Here is a 22480-nt window from a genome sequence, read left to right as displayed (position 1 = left end):
TACTAATTTATGGTAAAATGAATTATCAATGACTGATTAAGGAGAAAGCAATGGCGTTCGGCGAAGAAAAACACAAGAAAACAACATTTGAAAAAGTAACTTTAGTAATTGTTGTCGTGATGGTTGTCGCGACATTAGCTGGTTTGATTTTACCAGCCATTAATGCATTGATGAATTAAGAATCTGTATTCACTGTTCAGCACTTCTATACTAAGGCTAGTTTTTAAGCACTCATCGTTAGTTTTTTTCAAAATACAGTCAGTGAAAAAACTACCTTGATTGGCTAAAAACGATTTCTTATATATAGGCACTTCGCTTGTGAATACAGGTCTAAAACGCTTTTAAGCGTTTTTTTCTAGGAAAGAATAGGGTAAATTATGAGTATGTTTTTAGATACCGCCAAGATTAAGGTCAAGGCAGGTAAGGGAGGCGATGGGATGGTTGCCTTCCGCCGTGAAAAGTATGTACCTAATGGCGGTCCTTGGGGCGGTGATGGTGGCCGTGGCGGAGACGTTGTTTTTGTTGTAGATGAAGGCTTGCGTACTCTCATGGACTTTCGTTACAACCGTCGTTTTAAAGCTGACGATGGCGAAAAAGGGATGACCAAGGGCATGCATGGCCGTGGTGCGGAAGACCTGATTGTTCGAGTACCACAGGGGACAACTGTTCGTGATGCGGATACTGGCAAGGTCATCACCGACTTGGTTGAAAATGGTCAAGAATTTGTCATTGCCCACGGTGGTCGTGGTGGTCGTGGAAATATTCGTTTTGCGACACCTAAGAATCCAGCGCCTGAGATTTCTGAAAATGGAGAACCAGGTGAGGAGCGTAATCTTGAATTAGAATTGAAAGTGTTGGCTGATGTAGGTCTTGTAGGTTTCCCATCAGTTGGAAAATCAACGCTTCTCAGTGTTATTACAGCAGCTAAACCTAAAATTGGTGCCTACCATTTTACAACCATTGTGCCAAATTTGGGAATGGTTCGGACCAAATCTGGCGAGTCATTTGCTGTGGCAGACTTACCAGGTTTGATTGAGGGTGCTAGTCAGGGTGTTGGATTGGGAACGCAATTCCTTCGTCACATCGAGCGGACACGTGTTATCTTGCATGTTTTGGACATGTCAGCAAGTGAAGGCCGTGATCCTTATGAAGATTACGTAGCCATCAACAATGAATTGGAAACCTACAATCTTCGCCTCATGGAACGTCCTCAGATTATCGTTGCCAATAAAATGGACATGCCAGAGGCAGAGGAACATCTGGAAGAGTTCAAGAAGAAATTGGCAGCCAACTACGACGAGTTTGACGAACTACCACAGATTTTCCCAATCTCAGGGATTGCCCATCAAGGTTTGGAAAATCTCTTGGAGGCAACAGCAGAATTGCTAGAGAAAACGCCAGAATTCTTGCTTTATGATGAATCAGATTTCCAAGAAGAAGAGGCTTACTATGGCTTTAACCCAGATGAGCCAGAATTTGACATCAGTCGTGCAGACGATGCAAGCTGGGTTCTATCTGGTGACAAACTAAAAAAACTCTTCACCATGACTAACTTTGATCGTGACGAATCTGTCATGAAATTTGCTCGCCAGTTGCGTGGCATGGGTGTCGATGAAGCCCTCCGTGCCCGTGGAGCCAAAGACGGCGACACAGTTCGCATCGGCAAGTTCGAATTCGAGTTTGTGGATTAAAACTGTCCGGGGGACAGTTTTAACCCGAGCCTAAAAATTCGATAGCGAGGTAGTCTGGGGATAGACTGTCTCAGCCCGAGCTAAGAAATTCGAAAGCGAGGTAAGCAGTTTGACTGCAAGTTAACTTGCTAGTCAAACTACGCCAAGTCCTAGGGGGACCTTGGCTACCAACCTTACTAATTCCGCACAAGCAGTGGTATCGACTGCCTGTACTCCATGTCGTAACTTGTCTGATAAGTTAGTTAGAAACTCGAGAGTATGGTAGTCTGGGGATAGACTGTCTCAGCCCGAGCTAAGAAATTCGAAAGCGAGGTAAGCAGTTTGACTGCAAGTTAACTTGTTAGTCAAACTACGCCAAGTCCTAGGGGACCTTGGATAGCTACCTTACTAATTTCATTCAGTTAATGATCGTTTGTAAATAGTCTATAAAATAGTTGGAGGTTAATATGGGCGATAAACCAATATCCTTCAAGGATAAGGATGGAAATTTTGTCTCAGCAGCCGATGTATGGAATGCTGAGAAATTAGAAGAACTTTTTAATACACTTAATCCTAATCGAAAATTACGTTTGGAGAGGGAGCGTTTGGCAAGAAAATCGGAAAATGAATAATTAGAGATCTGTTAGTTTCAAAAGACTAGCAGGTTTTTATTAAGAATTTTAAAAACAGGACTCGCGTCAGGACCATTGACCTGTAGGTAACCAATCCACAATATCAGAATGGGCATGGAACTAGAAAAAAGTTACATGCGTCTTTTCGCGTATGTTGCGGAAAATGGATGATTTTACTTGAAAATCGGGGGGGGGGGTAGGGTATAATGCTTATAGAAGCTAAAAATAGTTAGCTAATAGTAAAATGAGGGAGATGTAATCTGAAAGCATTTTTAGTTACCTATCTTATTTTTAGCTATGCATAGAATACAGGAGGATGACAATGCATCATTCTAGAAGAAAATCTTTTGACTGGTACGGATTGAAACAGCACTTCTCGATTCGTAAATACCACTTTGGTGCTGCCAGTGTCTTACTTGGGATGTCGATTGCACTTGGTACTGGGACACAGGTTGTTCAAGCAGCAGAGACAGTTACAACCCCAGAGTCTACGTCCGTAGCTTCATCCACAAGTGCTACAGAATCAACGACATCAGAAACTTCAACAGAAACAGCGACTTCATCAAGTTCTGAACGTACAGTTGAAATCGGCTATATTGTTAAGTACGCTACTGAAGAAGGTACACTTGTGAACGCTTCAGTAGAAACAGTTTCAGTTACTACCACAGAAACAATTGCAAAAGCAACGGTATCTGTCACAGCAGTAGTACCAGAAGGTTACGAATTGGCAGCAGGTCAAGCAGCTACAGTTTCTCAGGAAGTGACCGAAAACGGTGTAAATATTGTTACTGTTAAAGTTGTGAAGAAAGCTGAAGAAAAAGCAGCAACTTCTGAAACAACTACAACAGCTTCAACTGAAACAGCAACTGCTAAATCAACAGAAGGCGCAGCTACAACAACGACAACAACAGAATCGCTCACTTCTGCACCGACAACACCAGAAGCTAGCAAAGCCCAAACAGCTGCGTCAACGCGCACAACACCAGCGCAAACGGCTACAGCGACACAAGCTCCTAGCCAAAGCACAGCTACGACTAACACAGATACCGTAGCGCCAGCAGCAACAGTTAGCATCGACACAACAGCAGAAGCTGACCTGGCTGCGCTAAACGCTATCGCTGAGAAAAAAGCAGTGACAGATACGATGACGCAAAACTTCAGCGCAGCGCTAGGAACTCTAAGCTCACGCTCTGATAGAAGTGCGACACTCCCTGACACACCAACTATCACAAACATGGATAACGGTAACGGTATCCAAGGTTACTGGTCAGAGTATGCAACTGTTCTAAACAAAGAAGAAGCCGCAGAAGCCGCTCGCCTGACACCAGCACCACAGGTCTTCCCAGATGGCTATATCGGAGATCCGACAACAGGTCGTATGACCTTTATGCTTTTGGAACTCTCTAGCCCGTATGATGCTACGCAACCTGCTAATGATTACAATGCTGGTTCTTTCAACCGACGCACAGGACTAAACTACTATATCGCTTTTTCTGTTAACCGTAACTCATCAGACGGTAAAGATACCTACGCTTACCTGATCGATAAAACAACCAACCAGATTATCGACAGCAAGGTGCTAACGACAAATGGTGTTGGTCAAGAATTTGACGCTATTCTAAACGCCACTTATATAGATCCAAGAAGTACAGGAAAATTCAAATTCACCATGTCTGTCACCGAGCTTGAAATGAAAAACCATAAGACAGGTGAAACGGCAATCACACGCTCGCTAAATGTAGCTTCTGGTGTTGGTGATGGCGGGGAGGTGTCAATCGTCTTTAACGCCATGGGATCAGATAGAGGGGCATATACCACATTCACAGGACCCGCACCAACCTTTGCCCCACGCCAAAACACGCTGTATAAGGTAGCAGGGACAGCGATTCGTGTTGAAGAAGAACTGGCTCGCTATGTCCAGACCTCTGACCTTGCAGGTGATAACTTTACCACATCTGGTGAAGCGGTCTTTGCTGACTATGAGTTGATAGAAAAACCAACGATTGTCTCAGGAACCTTGGCGAGTTCCTATGTTATCGGTGGTGCAGAGATACGTTATAACCCTGGCACTAAGGCACAAAAAGGGATCATCACCACAAAAACAGACGGGACATCTCGTGTCATAACTTATGCGATTAACCCTGACCACCCAGACTTCCTAGCTAACTATGAAAAGTATAAGGCGATGACACGAGCAGAGTTTGTAGAAAATGCTGCTACCATCCTACGTTTGTCAGAACGTATTGATATCATCGATGCCTTTGCAGAGCAGGAAAAAGCGATTAACGATGATAAGTCGACTACAGATGATGAAAAAGAAGCAGCGCTCAGCGTTTTACGTAAGTCGACAATGGCTCAACTCAACACCGTTAACGATGATTTCTTGATTACCTTCGTTACGAAACCGATTGAACCAGGCGGTTTAAACACTGAAAACCACGCCATTACAGGTGAAGCAGGCTATAGCTACACATCAACCAAATACAAGTTCCAAAGACGGGTCCGTAACTCTGAAGGAAAACAAGTTGTTGAGATAACGGATACCATTGGTTATACTTTAGGACCGTTTAGTGGTGAGCCAAAAGCCGACCTTGTGCCAAATTCAGAAACAAGTTACATGTTGGCTGATAGTGATGGCAACAACATCAACGATGCAGATGGACAACCGATCAACTTCTCAGGGGCTAGGATCTCACTTCCCAACTCTAACCTAGTTAACCGAAACGACCAAGTTTACTACTACGCTGAAAAAGGTGGGGTTAAGGTATTCTACGTTGATGAGGATGGTAACGAGATCAAGGATGAAAACCTTGTGATTAACCATGCCGATACAGGGAAAGACTATAACCTAGATACGACAGAGATCAAACCAGAAAAGATTACCTATAAGGGTGAGGTTTACTACTACAAAGAGATCGACCTTACAACCAGCAACCTGGTCCCACCATCAGCAAACACTGATAGTGAAAAACGTGCGATCGTGAAGATCGATGAGGTCACAGGTACCATCGCACAAGATACCCTTAAAGAGTTGACCTATGTCTATGAAAAAGCTGGTAACGTAAACGTTAACTATGTAGATACTAAAGGTAATGCCATCAGTAGCAAAGTCATCGATGTTGAAAACGGTAAGCCAGGAGATACCTACAGCACAACTGACCAAAAACGTGATAAGATTGAAACCGCTACTGGTGAGGTGTACTACCTCGTTCCTAAGGGCACTTATGACGTTGGTACAGTAGGTGATGACGGTAACTTGACAGCTATCGGTAACAACACTGCAACAGGTATCGATGCTGTCTCAGGCGACATCGAAAGCAACGTGACCAAAGAAATCACCTACGTTTACCAACAAGCAGGTAACGTTATCGTTCACTACGTTACTGAAGACGACACAGAACTTTCAGGAACCACTGATACAGGTGCCACTACAGCAGCTACTGTAAATGATACGACAAACGGTAAACCAGGTGAGCGTTATGACACCAAAGACCTCAAGCCAAAAACCATCACCACAGCAGATGGTAAGACCTATGCGCTAGTCGAAGCATCAACTAAAGGTGAGGAAACAGGTACCGTTGAAGCAGGTAAGACTAAGGAAGTTACTTACGTCTACAAAGAAGTCAAAGGTAACGTTGTGGTGAATTACGTTGATACCGAAGGTAACCCAATCGCTGGTACAACAGACGCAGGAAACGTTACAGAAAGCAGCGTAGAGCACACACCAGAGACATCAACAGGTACCGACTACAATACCCAAAACCTCCGTCCAAACACAATCACCACAACAGATGGTAAGATTTACAAACTCGTTCCAGCAGCTATCCCAGCAAACGAAACGGGTAAAGTTGTCGAAGGCACTACAACCGTAACTTATGTCTATGAGTTACTTCAAGGTGATGTTATCGTACATTACGTCGATACAGATGGTAACACAATTGCAGACGATGTAACAGATACACAAATCACTGATACTGGTACAGACTACAACACCAAAGAAGACCACAAACCAGAGAAAATCGTTAATGACGAAACAGGTAAAACTTACTATATCTTACCTGAAAATGAAGTTAAAGATGGCTCAGCACCAGAAGAAGGTAAAGTTGTCGAAGGCACAAGTCACGTTACTTACATCTACCAAGAAGCTGGAAACGTTGTGATCAAGTATGTAGATGTTAACGGTAAGGAGTTGAAAGCTCCAGTAGAAGATACCGTAAACGGTAAACCAGGTGATACCTATGACACGACACAAGGGACTGAAAAACCAACAACCATCATTACAGCAGATGGTAAGGTTTATGAACTTGCCCCAGCAGACACTTACCCAGTAGGTACCGTAACAGATACTAACAACCTAATATCTGGAGACACACCAACAGGTATCGTTGCGTCAGGTAAGACAAAAGAAATCACTTATGTCTACAAAGAAGTTGTTAGCGACGTTGTGGTTGAGTACTATGACACAGACGGCAACCCAATTGCCAAAACAGTCGTAGACGAAGCTGGCAAGTCTGTCGGAACAGACTACAACACAGACGAAGATCACCGTCCAGAGACTATCGTCACTGAAGATGGTAAAGTCTACTACTACAAAGAAGTCAAAGACAGCTCTGCACCAACAACTGGTAAAGTCGCAACAACGACTACCACTGTACAGTATGTCTATGAACAAGCTGGTGACGTTATTGTTCATTACATTGCGACAGACGGCACTCCAATTTCAGGTGTAACCAATGCCGGTACAGTAACAGCAAGTACGGTTGATGATACTGTGAACGGTAAACCAGGTTCGACTTACGATACAAGTGACCTACGCCCAACAACCATCACTACTGATGACGGTAAAACTTATGAGTTGGTTCCAGCATCTACAGTTGGTGATGAAACTGGTACTGTAGAAGCTGGTGTAACTAAAGAAGTTACATATGTCTACAAAGAAGTGAAAGGTTCAGTTGTTGTAAATTACATCTCAACAACAGGTGAAGAATTACAAGCACAAGTAGTAGATACACCAGAATCTTCAACAGGTACAGAGTACGATACAACAGATGTGAAACCAGAAACCATCACAACTAAAGATGGTCGCACATTCAAGTTGGTTCCTAAAATGACTCAAGGTTCTGAAACAGGTGACGTTGTTCCAGGCGTAACGGAAGTAACTTATGTGTACGAAGAAGTGAAGGGTGATGTTGTTGTTAACTACGTAAATACTGATGGTAAAGTAATTGCTCCTCAAGTAGTGGATACGAAGACAACTTCAACAGGTACAGCTTACGACACAACTGACAACAAACCAGAGAAAATCGTTGAAGATGCAACTGGCGATGTATACTACTACAAAGAAGTTCAGGCTGGCTCAAACGAAACAGGTAAGGTTGTAGAAGGTACAACAGAAGTTACTTATGTGTATGAAAAAGCTGGTAACGTTGTTGTTAACTACATTACAGAAGATGGTACAGTCATCAAGACACCTGTTAATGACGAAACAAACGCAAAACCAGATAGTCCATACGACACAACTGACAACAAGCCAACAGAAATCGTTACAGAAGATGGTTCACGTTATGTCTTGATTCCGTCTAAGACAATTGGTTCTGAAACAGGTACAGTTGAAGGCGGTAAGACAATTGAGATCACTTATGTGTATAAGAAAGTCGCTAACTGGCTCCCACAAATTCCAGGTGTACCTGAAGGACAAGAACCAAAAGTTCCATATCCATTCGACCCAACTAACCCAGATGTACCAGTAACACCAACTCCAGATACAGTGATTCCAAACGTTCCAGGCTACACACCAGTAGATCCTAAGACCAACGAACCATTGAAACCAGTTGATCCAACAGATCCAGGTAAGGGTTATGTACCACCAACACCAGATGATTCTGGCGTTGACACACCAGTCCCTTACGTTCAAAATGGTAACGTTGTGGTGAACTATGTGGATGAAAATGGCAATGTGCTTAAGACACCTGTTAACGACGAAACAGACGCTCCAGCAGGTAAGTCTTATGACACAACAGATAACAAACCAACTACTATCACAACAGAAGATGGTTCACGTTATGTCTTGATTCCGTCTAAGACAATTGGTACAGAAAACGGTACAGTTGAAGGTGGTAAGACAATTGAGATCACTTATGTGTATAAGAAAGTCGCTAACTGGATTCCACAAATTCCAGGTGTACCAGAAGGACAAGAACCTAAAGTTCCATATCCATTCGATCCAACTAACCCAGATAAGCCAATTGATCCAACAACACCAGGTACAAATGGTGAAGTTCCATCAATTCCAAACGTTCCAGGCTACACACCAGTAGATCCTAAGACCAACGAACCATTGAAACCAGTTGATCCAACAGATCCAGGTAAGGGTTATGTACCACCAACACCAGATGATTCTGGCGTTGACACACCAGTCCCTTACGTTCAAAATGGTAACGTTGTGGTGAACTACGTGGATGAAAATGGCAATGTGCTTAAGACACCTGTTAACGACGAAACAGACGCTCCTGCTGGTAAGTCTTATGACACAACAGATAACAAGCCAACAGAGATTGTTACAGAAGATGGTACAACTTATGAGCTTGTTCGTGTGGAAGGTTCAGAAACTGGTACTGTTGTAGGTGGTAAGACTACTGAAGTAACATACGTTTACCGTAAAGTAGAAACACCTGCTAAGAAGGTTGTAACAAACCACGTTGACGAAGATGGTAACCCAATTGCACCACAAGAAGAGGGTACAACACCTAACAAGTCAATCCCAGGATACGAGTTCACAGGTAAGACTGTAACAGATCCAGACGGTAACACAACACATATCTACCGTAAGGTAACTAAGGTTGTAACAAACCACGTTGACGAAGACGGTAACCCAATTGCACCGCAAGAGGAAGGTACAACACCTAACAAGTCAATCCCAGGATACGAGTTTACAGGTAAGACTGTAACAGATCCAGACGGTAATACAACACACATCTACCGTAAGGTAAGCAAACCTGTTGCACCAAAACCACAGGCTCCTGTAGCTCCAACAACTGCTAAAGCTGGTGCGGCTCAATTGCCAAACACTGGTGAAGCTTCATCATCAGCAACAGTACTTGGTGCAGGTATGCTTATTGCAGCTCTTGCTCTTGCAGGTAAACGTCGTCGCAACGAAGACTAATTAAATTATTTTTCCTAATTCCTATTCAGGTAAAATAATAAAAGGAAAGGTTCGCCTTTCCTTTTTTTGTATACGCATTTTTGATATACTAGACATAGTAAGTTCAATGAAAGTATGAGAATTTGATATGAAATTAGTCTACACAGATATACGAAATCCTCTGACGCAGTATTTAACGGATATTGCTGCAGAATTTGCTAAGGAAGGTAAGCGAGTTTTTTATATTGCTCCTAATTCTTTGTCCTTTGAGATGGAACGCAAGGTCTTGGAATATCTACCTGAACAGGCAACTTTTGATATTATCGTGACCCGTTTTGGGCAATTGGCCCGCTATTTGATGATTGATAGGAAAGAAGCAAGTCAACCGCTGGATGATGTTGGTCTGGCAATGATTTTCTTTCGTGTTCTATCGCAATTTGAAGATGGCGACTTGAAAGTCTATGGTCGTTTGCAGACAGATTTTGGGTTCATTAACCAGCTAGTTGCTTTATACAAAGAATTGCAACGGGCAAATATGTCCATTTTGGACTTGGAAGCCATGGACTCACCAGATAAGCAGGCTGATTTGGTAAAGATTTTTCTGGCTGTAACAGACATTTTGTCTAAAGAAGGTTTTGAGCATCAGTCTAAGTTAGCACAGCTAACTAGCTTGGTGGAAACTGGTCAGTTAGATGAGCAGTTGAAGAACATTGTGCTGGTGGTAGACGGATTTTCTCGTTTTTCGGCAGAAGAAGAATCTTTAGTAAGTGCTTTAAATGAGCGGGTGTCGGAAATCCTGATTGGTGTATATGCCAGCAAGAAAGCTGTGCAAGCCACCTATGCGGAAGGCAATGTCTATCAAGCCAACGTTGATTTTTTACGTCAGCTATCAGCGCAGTTCCAGACTAAGGCTACTTATATTGGTCAAGAGCCAGTCTTGGACAGTATTGGTAAATTTTCAAAGAATATGGAAGCCTATTATGACTACAGCGGGACCATGATAGACTTGACTCCAGCAGATCAAGAAAAAATCCAGCTATGGGAAGTCGTTAACCAAAAAGAAGAGGTGGAGCAGGTTGCGACTGCAATTCGTCAGCAGGTGCATCAAGGGGCTCGCTATAAAGACATCTTGTTGCTCTTGGGTGATGTGGATAGCTACAAGTTGCAGATTGGCAAGATTTTTGACAAGTATGACATTCCTTACTATTTCGGCAAGGCAGAGGAGATGAGTCACCATCCGTTGGTCCATTTTGTGGAGTCCTTGGAGCGTTTGCGTCGCTATCGTTTTCGTGCGGAAGACCTGCTCAATCTCCTCAAATCTGGTTTGTACGCCAGCATTTCCCAAAAGGAGCTGGACCTATTTGAGTCTTACATCCTCTTTGCGGATATGAAGGGGCAGGCTGCTTTTTCGAGGGCTTTTTCGGTCAATGGCAGAGCGGACTATGATGTTGAGACTGTCAAGGAGAAGCGACTTGTCTATGATTTGAATGTCTTGGAACCCCTACGTGCTAAGATTATGGAACCTTTGAACCAGCTGTTTAAGGCTGGACCACAATCTGGAACTGCCTTGCTTGAGAAATTTATGGCATTTTTGGAGGCAATTGAGCTTCCTAAAAATATGGAAAAAATGTCTCGAAATTTGAGCGAAGTAGAGCAAGAAAAAGAAGAGCAGGTCTGGAAAAGTTTTACCCATATTCTCGAGAATTTTCATCAGATTTTCGGAAAAGAAAAGTTGAAAATGGATGATTTTCTGGCTATTTTACAGGCTGGAATGCAGGCCAGCCACTATCGTACCGTTCCTGCAACGGTTGATGTGGTCAATGTCAAATCCTATGATTTGATCGAGCCGCACACTGCAAAGTATGTTTATGCTATCGGAATGGGCCAGTCCAATTTTCCAAAAGTTGCCAAGAATACCAGTCTATTGACAGAAGAAGAGATGGAAAAAGTCAATCTTGTCTCAGCTAGTTCTTCACGTTTTGATTTGGTCAGCCGAGAGAATATCAAGAAGAACCATGCTGCCATGATGTCTCTGCTTAATGCTGCGACGGTACAGTTAGTTATTTCCACACCTCAGATTTATAACGAAGGCGAAGATAGTCTCTCCCCATACATCAAGATTCTCCAAAAAATGGGGCTGAAATCCGAAGAACGTGGACGGATTAAAAGTCTTAGTCCGCAAGACATCGGTCACTACAAGAGTCTCTTATCCCGTTTGATTGAGTCGGAAAGACCATCTCTTGATAATGAAGAATGGGAAGGGCAGACGGCCTTCTGGACAGTCTTGGTTCGCCATTTGAAGAAGAAATTGGAGTCGCAAGGCATTGAAATTCCGACTATTACTGGCGAAATTACTTCTAAACAACTTTCAGACGAAACCTTGGCTGCTTTATATCCAGAGGATAAGCCGCTCAATCTTTCTGCATCCAGCTTGACAAATTTTTACAACAACCAATATCTTTACTTTGTCCGTAATGTTCTTCGCTTGCGGGAACAGGAATCCATCCATCCGACTGCCTTTCAGCATGGTTTGTTCTTGCATCGGATTTTTGAACGAGTGGTCATGGACCAATCTGAGCTAGATTTTGATCAAAAAGTGGACAAGGCCATCCTGCGTACGCGTGACGAGGCAGAATTTGCTATGTTTTATAACCAGGATGCGGCTGCTCGCTATACGGAGGAGGTGCTGGATAAGATTGCTCGCTCCAGTGCGACTATTTTGCGGGATAATGATTTGGTTGAAATTGATGGTCAGGAAAAGAGTTTCCGTCAGGATAAGGCGCTGGTTTTTGACCTTCAAAATGGCAAGAGTGTGCATGTAAATGGTACCATTGACCGCTTGGATACCTTACAAAGTAATCAGGCTGTCGGCGTTGTAGATTACAAGTCCAGCGACCAAAGCTTTTCGATTGGTGATTTTTACAATGGTCTCAAACCTCAGTTGGTGACCTACTTGGCAGCCTTACAAGAGCTGGATGAAACCAAGGATAAACCTGTTTTTGGGGCTATGTATTTGCATTTGCAGGATCCGATTATCAAATTAAAAGACACGAAGAATTTAGAACAGCTAGAAGGGGCTGCCAATACTAGCTTGATTTACAAGGGGCTTTTCTTGAAGGAGGAAAGTCTGGGGCTCAATCATTTTTATCAGACTCGTAACCAACTCTACACGGAAGATGAGTTTGCGGTGTTATTGAACCACAACCAAGAACTCTACAAACAAGCTGCCAAGGACATCCTGGATGGTCGCTTTGCTATTAACCCTTATACAAAAGATGGGCGTTCGGTGGCAGGTGAGCAGCTGAAGGCAATCACTGGTTTTGAGGCGGATCGGCACATGGGCATGGCGCGGCGGTTGGTAAAAGCGGCCAAGCGTCAAGATTGGATGGAACGAATGAAAGGAGGTCAGGACTAATGGCTTTTGAACAATTTTTAAGCGCGGAAGAAATCAAGGCTGTGCAGCTGGCGGAAGCCAATTCTGATAAGCAACAAAAACGCACACCTGAGCAGATTGAAGCCATCTACACGCACGGTCAGAATGTTCTGGTCTCTGCATCGGCTGGGTCAGGAAAGACCTTCGTCATGGTTCAACGGATTTTGGATAAGTTGAAGCGTGGTGTGGGAATCGACCAGCTCTTTATCTCGACCTTTACAGTCAAAGCGGCTGGTGAGTTGAAGGAGCGGATTGAGAAAAATCTCAATGAAACCATTGCGGAGACGACCGATATGGAATTGCGACGGCATTTGTCTGCCCAGTTGGCGGATTTGACTAAAGCAGATATTGGGACCATGGACTCCTTTACGCAGAAATTGGTGACAACCTATGGTTATAGCCTTGGCATTTCTCCGCAGTTTCGGATTTTACAGGATGAGACAGAAAAAGCGAGTCTGAAAAAAGAGGTCTTCGATCAGCTCTTTGCAGATTATCTTGAAGAGGATGAAAATGGTGCATTCCGCAAACTAGTTCGCAATTTTTCGGGCAACCGCAAGGATAACAGTGGTTTCCGTCAGGTTGTTTATCAGATGCATGATTTTAGCCAATCGACGAGCAGTCCAACTAAATGGATGAAAGAGCAGGCTGTTCAAGCTGATTTGTACAGTCAAGAGCGTATAGAGCAGATCTTAGAGCATGGCTTTAAGGAAAAAGTGGTAGACAAGCTCTATCAAGCTGCAGATTTCTTCCGCTACCATGTGGAATGGGGCAGAAATGACTTTGGTTCCGCTAAGTATTTTGCAAATGTGGAAGAAGTCTTGGATTTGCTGACAGGTCTAGAAAGTCTGGACCAGAAGGACTTGATGGAACGGGTTGAAAGAATCCTTCTCATCAATGACCAGTCCAGAGGCAAGGGTCTGACCAATGCCAATCGACCAAAAGATGAGCATTTGATAGCCTTTAAAGAAGAATACAATGCTGGCAAGAGCCAGCTTATCTCAGGACTACGAGATTTGGGTCAGGAAGTTTATGAATTAACCCTGCTGAAAGATTATCAGTTTCAAGCTGTGCCACTGCTGATATTGTTACGTGACTTTGTCTTGGATTTTTCGCAGGCTTATCTGGATGTCAAAATCAAGGAAGCAGCTTTTGAATTTGGCGATATTGGGCATTTCGCTATTCGTATTTTAGAAGAAAATGTAGACATCCGCCAGTTTTTCCAAGAAAAATACCACGAAGTCATGGTGGACGAGTATCAGGATAACAACCATAGCCAAGAGCGAATGCTGGACCTGCTGTCTAACGGTCACAACCGCTTTATGGTGGGCGACATTAAGCAGTCCATCTATCGATTCCGTCAGGCGGATCCGATGATTTTCCAAGAGAAATTTGAACTGTATCAGGCAAATCCACAGGCTGGGAAATTGATTTTACTCAAGGAAAATTTCCGTAGTCAGATAGAGGTCTTGGAGGCGACAAATGCCATTTTCACGCGCCTGATGGACCGTCAAGTAGGAGAAATCAAGTATGACGACACCCACAGTTTAGTTGCTGGTAGTCCTGGTCAAAAAATTGCCCAGCCCAAGCATGAGATGGAATACTTGATTTACGATCAGCAGGATAGCGCACATTCTTCAACGGATGCTGAGGAAGAAACACCTCTGACTGCTGGTGAAATTGAGGTCGTTGCAAAAGAGATTATTCGTCTTCACAATGAAGAAGGAGCAGACTTCAAGGACATCACTCTCTTGGTACAAAAGCGGACACACAATGACCTCATTATGTCCATTTTTGAAAAACATGGGATTCCAATTGTGGCAGATGGTGGAGCAGCCTCCTATCTGCAATCTTTAGAAGTCATGATTATGCTGGATACCTTGAGGGTTATCAATAATCCACTCAATGACTATGCCTTGGTTGCCCTGCTTAAATCACCTATGTTCCGATTCGATGAGGATGAGCTGACACGGATTTCCTTGCAGGCTGGGACAGGTTTCTTTTACCAGAAAATGGAAATAGCCCAGCAAACAAATGGGCAACATCCTGAACTTATGTCAGGAGAGTTGAAGAAGAAAATTAAGGATTTCTTGTCTATCTTAGAAAACTGGCGTGCTTTTGCCAAACTGCATTCTATCTATGATTTGATATGGAAGATTTTCAATGAAAAATTCTACTATGACTATGTCGGTGCTCTTCCAAATGGCAGCAAGCGTCAGGCCAATCTATATGCACTAGGTCTGCGTGCCAACCAGTTTGAAAAAACAGGCTACAAGGGCTTGTCCCGCTTCATCGCCATGATTGACAGGGCCTTAGCAAATGATAAGGATTTGGCAGATGTACAAGAGTTTCTACCGCAAAATGCTGTACAGCTTATGACTATTCACAAGTCAAAAGGTCTGGAGTTCAAATATGTCTTCCTCATGAACATCGATAAGCGATTTAACTTGGAAGACCATTACCAATCAGTCATCATCAGCCGGAAAAATGGTCTAGGTATCCAATATTTAGCGGATATGAAAGATAAGGTAAATAGCCCATTGCCTCAGGTGCGAGTCTTAATGAACACCCTCCCTTATCAAAATAACCTCCAAGAGCTAAAAATTGCCAATCTTTCAGAACAAATGCGGTTACTTTACGTTGCACTAACGCGTGCCGAGAAGAAGCTGTATCTGGTTGGAAAGGGTAATGCTGACAAGTTAGCTGAAAAATACGATGGTAAGAAGGAAGATGGCGTACTTGCCCAATCAACTCGTGAAAGTATGGCGACCTTCCAAGACTGGATTCTAGCCATTGATGAGGCCTTCTCAGGAGATGACTTGCACTTCAAGAAAGTCTTTGTGACGGATGAGGATTTGACAGAGGAGAAGATTGGTAAACTTACATTGAAGAGTAAACTAGAAGATGCCAGCCTTAAAGATATTCGTCAATCAGAAGACATCGCCCAGGCCTTGGACCAGTTGTCTTCTGTTCAAGAGTTGAACGAACGCTATAAGGCTGCCATTGAATTGCCAAGTTTACGGACTCCAAGTCAAATCAAGAAACTCTATGAGCCTATTTTGGAACAAGAAGGCATGGAAGTTATGGAAAAATACCAGCCAAAACGGACCTTCAACTTGCCAGATTTCTCCAAGAAACCAAAAATCACTGGAGCCCAAGTCGGTTCAGCAGTCCATGAACTCATGCAACGCTTGGATCTGTCTTGGTTGGTGACAGAAGATACGGTAAGAGAAGCCCTAGAAGCTGTTCATGCTGAGCAAGCGGTTAAAGGCAAAATCAATGTTCAGATGATTTTAGATTTCTTTGATACAGACTTAGGAAGAGAAATTCTAGCCAATACGGACAAACTCCACCGAGAAGCTCCATTTGCAAGTTTGCAGACAGATTCTTTGTCACAGGAACAATTTGTCCTTCGTGGGATTATCGATGGCTACCTACTGTATGAGGATCATATTGTCCTCTTTGATTACAAGACAGACAAATATGACCAACCAATCCAACTCAGCCAACGTTATCAAGCTCAAATGCAACTCTACGCAGAGGCATTGAAAAAAGCCTACATGATAGATCGTGTAGACTGCCATTTGATTTTGCTGGGTGGGGAAAGAATTGAAGTGGTTGAAGTTTATGTAAACTAAAAGCGAGTGATTTAAACTCGCTTTTTCTGTTTGGTTAGGTTGAGTCCAAATGGGACAAGGTTTTCTTCCTTTTTCAAAATTCGCTGGATATTTTCCTTGTGGCGGATAATGACAAATAGGCCCAAAAAGACGATGATGATGGTAAAGAGCCAGTCGTAGCTTGGCAGGATGATTCCTATTGCTGGAAATAGCAGAGCTCCTAAGATGGCTAAGGCTGCTGCTAAGACGCTAGAGAAGGAAACCATGGACGTCAAGTAGAGTGAACTGGCAAAGATTAGAACGAGATAGAGGCAGAAAGCAGGTGCGACACCCAACAACATACCAGCAGATGTTGCAACAGCCTTACCGCCTTTGAATTGGGCAAAGATTGGGAAAGTGTGCCCCAGTACAGCCATTAACCCAAATACAATCAGAGAAATTCCTTGGGCATGAAAAATAATTGGAAGCAGAGCAGCCAAGGTTCCTTTAAGGAAATCAATGACAAATACAATGGTCCCAGCCTTTGGCCCCAGTATGCGAAAGGTATTAGTTGTTCCAGTATTTCCCGAACCATGTTCACGAATATTGATCTTGAAAAAAGCCTGACCAATCCAAAGTCCTGACGGGATAGATCCCAATAAATATGCAATAAATAGTAAAATAAGATTGACTAACATGTTTTCATTATAGCATATTTTCATCTAATTTAGTCCAAAATCTTATTTTGCCAATACTTAAGCCAATGAACCTCTTGATAATAGAAGGGGAGTGAGAAAGAACTCAATTGATAAAATAGAGTTCGTCAACAAGTCCTTATTTCCAGTTGTTGAGCTGAAACAGTCTATCCCCAGACATCAATTTATGTGAGCTGACTGCCGTCAGCTTATATCTCCCACTTTAAAAGGTCTCCCAGACCTTTTAAACTCCCACCCCCGCATAGCTCCAAAGGTTTGGGGAACCTTTGGAGGTCGGAGATAGAGTGAACTTTGTTCGCAACAGTCGTAATGGTCAGATTCGGAGTATGAAATACGAACTGCTGAGATTTGCTTTGCAAATCTTATCTCCTACCTTTAACAGTCTCCCAGACTGTTAAAGCCAATCAACCACTGCGCTGAGATTGTTGACACGAACTCTGAAAAGGGACACTAAGCGAGAGCCTTAACCCTGACGAACTCCCTTAGCTTTCTTGCGTTTATAAGTAATCGTTTCTGTTTCAACTGTGTAAGTCAGCTTCTTCTTCAGGGAGGCTTTCCTCCCCAAACAAGCTCAGCTGACCGGGTTGATATACAACCTTCTCTGATGATGTTCCGTAGAGTTTCCGTCTCAGATACTCAACCTGTTCTCGAAGGAGGGTTAGCTCATTGGCCATGATTTCAATAGAAATCACGACTTTTGGAAACATTTATTTTTGGAATGATAGCAAATCCTTTCATGAGCCAGTCCACCTGCTCAGAAGTGAGGGCTTTGACCTCTTCTTCATTGTTTGGCCAGGTCAATTTCCCGTTTTCAAAACGTTTATACAATAACCAAAATCCTTGTCCGTCCCAGTAAAGAGCCTTGAATCGGTCTTTTCGACCTCCGCAGAAGAGATAGACCTGACCTGAGAAGGGATCCAGATTGAATTGACTTTTGACAAGATAGGCAAGAGAATCAATCCCGTGACGCATATCCGTTTTCCCGCAAACCAAGTAGGCTTGACCTAAATCACTGAGTCGGATGGTCATAATGCAACACCTTATCCAAGATAGTTTCCATTACTTCAGGATTGATAGATTGGAAAAATGTGACTTCCGTTTTTCCGAGACGAATTTTCATCAGAATATCGTTTCTGCTTTTCTTTTCAAAGCAGCGAGATTGTGGAACAGTCAATGGGACGATGGGTTGTGACATAATAAATCCTCCAGTTTGTTTTTTATATCAGTATACTGGAGGAATGAGTGATTGGATAGATACCTTGTTATTGGGCGGTTACGAAAAAATGACGATGGAGAGTGGGATAGAAATTATAGGTAGAAGCTAGAAACAGCTTCTTTTTTATGTCGTTTGAATAAAAATACAGAAAATAAGTTGACAAATGTATAAAAATAACGTAAAATATTTTTATCTTTCAAAAAAGGAGAAAAAATATGCATTTTACTGCAATGGAAGTCCGATGTTTTATATAAAAAACGGTATAAGTATGTACAGGATTATTTTAAAGGAGAATATGATGATGAAAAAATATATTATGACAGGCTTGGTTTTATTGGCAACAATAGGTCTAAGTGCTTGTAGTGGAAATGCTACTCAAGAAGATACTTCTTTGAAGGATGTTCAGGAAAAGGGAAAACTAATTGTTGCATTGAATCCAGAATTTCCACCATTTGAGTTTAGAACACTGGTTGATGGCAAAGATACAATCGTTGGAGCTGACATTGAGCTTGCAAAAGCCATTGGTCAAGAATTGGGTGTAGAAGTCGAATTTTCAGCGATGAGTTTTGATAATGTTTTGAACAATGTCCAGTCAGGGCAATCGGATATTGCCATTTCAGGAATTTCAGCCACTGAAGAGCGTGCAAAAGTGTATGATTTTTCCATTCCTTACTACACCTCAACCAATAAAGTTATTATAAATAAAGAGGATCTTGCACAATATACATCGCTTGATTCTCTAGCTGAGGCAAATATAGGAGCACAAAAAGGTTCTATTCAAGAACAAATTGTTAAAGAACAGCTTCCGTCTTCCACGGTTGTTGCCCTAGCTTCGAACGGCGAGCTGATTAATCAATTAAAATCACAGAAGCTAGAAGCAGTTATTTTTGAAGAGCCGATTGCAAAAGCCTATGTTGCCAAAAATGATGACTTGGTTATTTTAGATACTGAGATAAAAAGTAGCTATTCAGATGCCTATGCTATTGCCTTGCCAAAAGGAAGTACAGCTTTAAAGGAAAAAGTTGACTCTGTCATTACAAAACTAGTGGAATCTGGACAGATGGATCAATTTGTTCAAGAAGCCTATGAATTATCCATTGCTAACAATTAAATTTTATACGATTAAATTGAATAAAAATAATATTTTCTTGACAAATGTATAAAAATGAATTAAAATGAGAATACATTCTGAAAGACTGCAAGAAAATACAATGAAAATCAATAAGCTTGTGTTTTTTAGAATAAGTATTTTATTAAAATAAAGAGAAGGTATTTAAGAAATATGAAAAAAATCTTGGCATTAGCAGCAACAGTTTTAGCTGGACTGACATTGGCAGCTTGTTCTTCGACGTCATCACAATCTGTATTAGATAAAATTAAAGAAAAAGGTACATTGGTAGTGGCAACTAGTCCAGACTATGCTCCATTCGAGTTTCAGTCACTAGTTGATGGAAAGAATGAAGTTGTTGGTGCAGATATTATGTTGGCTCAAAAAATAGCCGACGAACTTGGGGTCAAGCTTGAAGTTTCAGCAATGAGTTTTGACAATGTATTGTCTAGCGTTCAAAATGGCAAAGCTGATATTGCAATTGCTGGTCTATCTTATTCGGAAGATCGTGCAAAAGTTTTTGATTTCTCTGAAAGTTACTATCAAATTTCTGATGTATTACTTATCAAAAAAGATAGCGCCAATTCACTCACTTCAATTGATGCTATGAGCGGGAAAACTCTCGCGGTACAAAAGGGTTCAACACAAGAATCCTACGCACAGGAAAACATTAGTCAAGCTAACCTAATTTCTTTAACCTTGATGGGTGAAGCTGTAAATGAGCTCAAATCAGGAAAAGTTGATGCTATTTTAATGGATTCTCCAGTTGCTGCTGGTTATGTTTCACAGAATTCAGATTTAGCCGTTGCATCCGTTGAATTTCCAACGATTGATGAGAATTCGAAAGTCATTGCTTTGCCAAAAGGTAGTACAGAACTAAAAACTGCGATAGACAAGGTTATCGCAGAAGTAAAAGCAAGTGGTGAGTTTGATACTTTCCTTGAGAAAGCTGCAACATATACAAGTGTTGAATAAGAGAAACGAACAATCATCGGAAACGGTGGTTGTTTTTGTATGCAAAAAAGAATGGAGTAAGTGAGCCACACCCCAAAAGTTAGACAGAAAATTGGGGTCGGTTCAATACTCCATTTTTTATAGATAATTATTTCACACGCTCTAGATAAAAACTGGTCAAACGTGGTACAGTAATTCTGGCTCCATTTTCATCGGGATAGAGGCTAAATGTGTCCATTGGAATAGCATTAGATGAGAAGACAAGTTTATATTCGCTGTCAGCTGGCAAATCCAAGTGTACATCAAATAGTTCTTGATCATTAAAGTTATGAATAGTCAAGATTTCTTGTACATCACTAGTGCGAGAAAAAGCATACAGGCTTGCTTCTTCATCTATTTTTACCCAATTAAATCCTTTTTCATAGGCTTGGTAGTCATATTTCCAGAAAGCATCATGTTCTTTATAGAAAGTAGATAATGTTTTCATCATTTGATAGAAAGAATGGTGGATTGGAAATTGTAGCAGTCCCCAGTCCATTTCTGTATATTCGTGCCATTCACGGATATGACCCCATTCATTTCCCATGAAGAGTAATTTCTTTCCAGGATGGGCAAAGTAAAAGCTGTAGTAGACTCGAGCCAGATGGAACTTATCTTCGTAGTCGCCATTCATCTTCTCGATAATGGAGTGCTTCCCATGAACAACTTCGTCGTGCGAAAGTGGTAGTAAGAATTGCTCGTTTTGGTTATAGTACATACCAAAAGTGATTTCATTTGAGTGATATTTTCTATAAATAGCAGGGCGTTCCACAAATTTTAGTGTATCATTCATCCAGCCCAGATCCCATTTCATATCAAATCCAATACCGCCATCTTCTAGAGAATGTGTGACTTTAGGGAAGCTTGAAGAGTCTTCAGCAATCATCAAGACTCCCTTATAGTCGGTATGGACCATGGCATTGACACGTTTGATAAAGTCAATTGCGGCATGATTTATCTTATCTTCATCTGTTTCACCACGCCAATAGAGGAGATAAGATAGTGCATCAACACGGATGCCATCAAAATGGAAATATTCCAACCAGTATTTTAAATTAGAAAGAAGGAAAGAGCGAGTCAGTCCTTTTGCAAGGTCAAAATTAGCAGTCCCCCACTGGTGGTTTTCACGGTCTTGTTCGTAGGAGTATTCGTATAGCCAACTACCATCAAACTGGTAGAGCCCATGAGCATCTTTACAGAAATGAAGTGGTACCCAGTCAAGAATCACTCCGATTCCTGCTTGGTGACATTGGTCAACTAAATACTTAAGTTCATCTGGCTTGCCATAGCGACTAGTTGGACTGTAGTAGCCTGTTACCTGATAGCCCCAAGACGCATCGAGAGGATGCTCGGTAATTGGCAATAATTCAATATGTGTGTAGTTATTTTCCCTGATATGTTCGATGAGAAGTGGAGTGATTTCCTTATAACTATTGAAAGCTTCTACAGGAGCTCCTCCTTCATTTTTATTAGCAAATTTTTGCTTCCACGAACCTAAGTGTACCTCGTAGATGGATACTGGCTGTTCTTTAAAATCATAGTTAACACGATTATACATCCAGATATCATCTTTGAATTTATAACGCGAATTGTAGGTTGTAGAGGCAGTGTCTGGACGAACTTGGCTGAAAAATGCATAAGGGTCAGCCTTATATATTTCACGCCCATCGTGTGTGATAATCAGGTATTTATAATCTTCAAGGGATTTTAATCCATCTACATAAAGTTGAAACACTCCATCAATTTCACGCTCCATAGAGTGACTGCGTTGCCACTCGTTAAAGTTGCCAACTAAGAATATTTCTCTGGCATTTGGGGCATAGACACGAAATTGGGTTCCGATAATTTTGTTTCGTTCTTTTATAATGTGAGCACCCATTTTTTCGTAAAGAGTGGTATGCTCACCAGCATTCATATAATATAAATCTAGGTCAGTAAATTCTGTCATAGCAATCTCCTTGTTGAAAAGGAGTGGACC

At 42.0% G+C, this 22480-nt stretch carries 12 protein-coding genes and 1 pseudogene; 8 read left to right on the top strand and 5 right to left on the bottom strand.

Features of this window, described 5'->3' with window-relative positions:
- The first annotated feature begins 50 nt into the window (after positions 1-50).
- From F9856_RS02910 to addA, 6 genes are all read left to right on the top strand, one after another.
- On the top strand, positions 51-179 hold the full coding sequence (locus tag F9856_RS02910; protein WP_002935474.1) for a DUF4044 domain-containing protein: 129 nt from the start codon (positions 51-53) through the stop codon (positions 177-179).
- Positions 180-377: 198 nt separating this feature from the next.
- Positions 378-1691 carry a GTPase ObgE gene (gene obgE, locus F9856_RS02905; RefSeq protein WP_202105673.1) on the top strand — a complete coding sequence of 438 codons (1314 nt, stop codon included), beginning with the start codon at positions 378-380 and terminating at the stop codon, positions 1689-1691.
- Positions 1692-2137: 446 nt separating this feature from the next.
- Positions 2138-2302 carry a hypothetical protein gene (locus F9856_RS02900; RefSeq protein WP_002943677.1) on the top strand — a complete coding sequence of 55 codons (165 nt, stop codon included), beginning with the start codon at positions 2138-2140 and terminating at the stop codon, positions 2300-2302.
- Positions 2303-2624: 322 nt separating this feature from the next.
- A complete protein-coding gene (locus F9856_RS02895; protein WP_202105672.1) occupies positions 2625-9464 on the top strand; it encodes a MucBP domain-containing protein in 6840 nt (2279 codons plus the stop codon).
- Between the two features lie 127 nt (positions 9465-9591).
- Positions 9592-12858, top strand: a complete 3267-nt coding sequence (rexB, locus tag F9856_RS02890) for an ATP-dependent nuclease subunit B (protein WP_202105671.1) — start codon at positions 9592-9594, stop codon at positions 12856-12858.
- Positions 12858-16511 carry a helicase-exonuclease AddAB subunit AddA gene (addA, locus tag F9856_RS02885; protein WP_202105670.1) on the top strand — a complete coding sequence of 1218 codons (3654 nt, stop codon included), beginning with the start codon at positions 12858-12860 and terminating at the stop codon, positions 16509-16511. The genes rexB and addA overlap by 1 nt, the downstream gene beginning before the upstream one ends.
- A gap of 11 nt (positions 16512-16522) precedes the next feature.
- Here the strand turns inward: addA and plsY are convergent, their stop codons facing one another.
- From plsY to F9856_RS02865, 4 genes and pseudogenes are all read right to left on the bottom strand, one after another.
- Entirely contained in the window at positions 16523-17167 is a 645-nt protein-coding gene (gene plsY / locus F9856_RS02880) for a glycerol-3-phosphate 1-O-acyltransferase PlsY (RefSeq protein WP_024398824.1), read from the bottom strand.
- A gap of 548 nt (positions 17168-17715) precedes the next feature.
- Positions 17716-17838 (bottom strand): annotated as a pseudogene (locus F9856_RS02875) (transposase domain-containing protein); the annotation flags it as partial.
- A 25-nt stretch (positions 17839-17863) separates the two neighbouring features.
- Positions 17864-18214 carry an IS66 family insertion sequence element accessory protein TnpB gene (gene tnpB, locus F9856_RS02870; RefSeq protein ID WP_044767771.1) on the bottom strand — a complete coding sequence of 117 codons (351 nt, stop codon included), beginning with the start codon at positions 18212-18214 and terminating at the stop codon, positions 17864-17866.
- Positions 18195-18380, bottom strand: coding sequence for a hypothetical protein (locus F9856_RS02865; protein ID WP_044767770.1), 186 nt, complete (start codon positions 18378-18380; stop codon positions 18195-18197). Before F9856_RS02865 ends, tnpB begins: the two co-directional genes overlap by 20 nt.
- Before the next feature lie 322 nt (positions 18381-18702).
- On the opposite strand from F9856_RS02865, the gene F9856_RS02860 reads away from it, so the two are divergent.
- Both F9856_RS02860 and F9856_RS02855 read left to right on the top strand, forming a co-directional pair.
- Positions 18703-19512, top strand: a complete 810-nt coding sequence (locus F9856_RS02860; RefSeq protein WP_392339010.1) for a transporter substrate-binding domain-containing protein — start codon at positions 18703-18705, stop codon at positions 19510-19512.
- Positions 19513-19683: 171 nt separating this feature from the next.
- Positions 19684-20484 (top strand): transporter substrate-binding domain-containing protein, encoded by an 801-nt coding sequence (locus tag F9856_RS02855; RefSeq protein WP_202105668.1) that lies wholly within the window; start codon positions 19684-19686, stop codon positions 20482-20484.
- Positions 20485-20611: 127 nt separating this feature from the next.
- Here the strand turns inward: F9856_RS02855 and glgB are convergent, their stop codons facing one another.
- Positions 20612-22450 (bottom strand): 1,4-alpha-glucan branching protein GlgB, encoded by a 1839-nt coding sequence (gene glgB, locus F9856_RS02850; protein WP_202105667.1) that lies wholly within the window; start codon positions 22448-22450, stop codon positions 20612-20614.
- Between the last annotated feature and the right edge of the window lie 30 nt (positions 22451-22480).

This window comes from Streptococcus suis, from assembly GCF_016743335.1.
In the GTDB taxonomy this organism is placed as follows: Bacteria; Bacillota; Bacilli; order Lactobacillales; family Streptococcaceae; genus Streptococcus; species Streptococcus suis_Y.
Note: the sequence above shows the minus strand (reverse complement) of the source record. Positions and strands in the feature narration are given on the sequence as shown.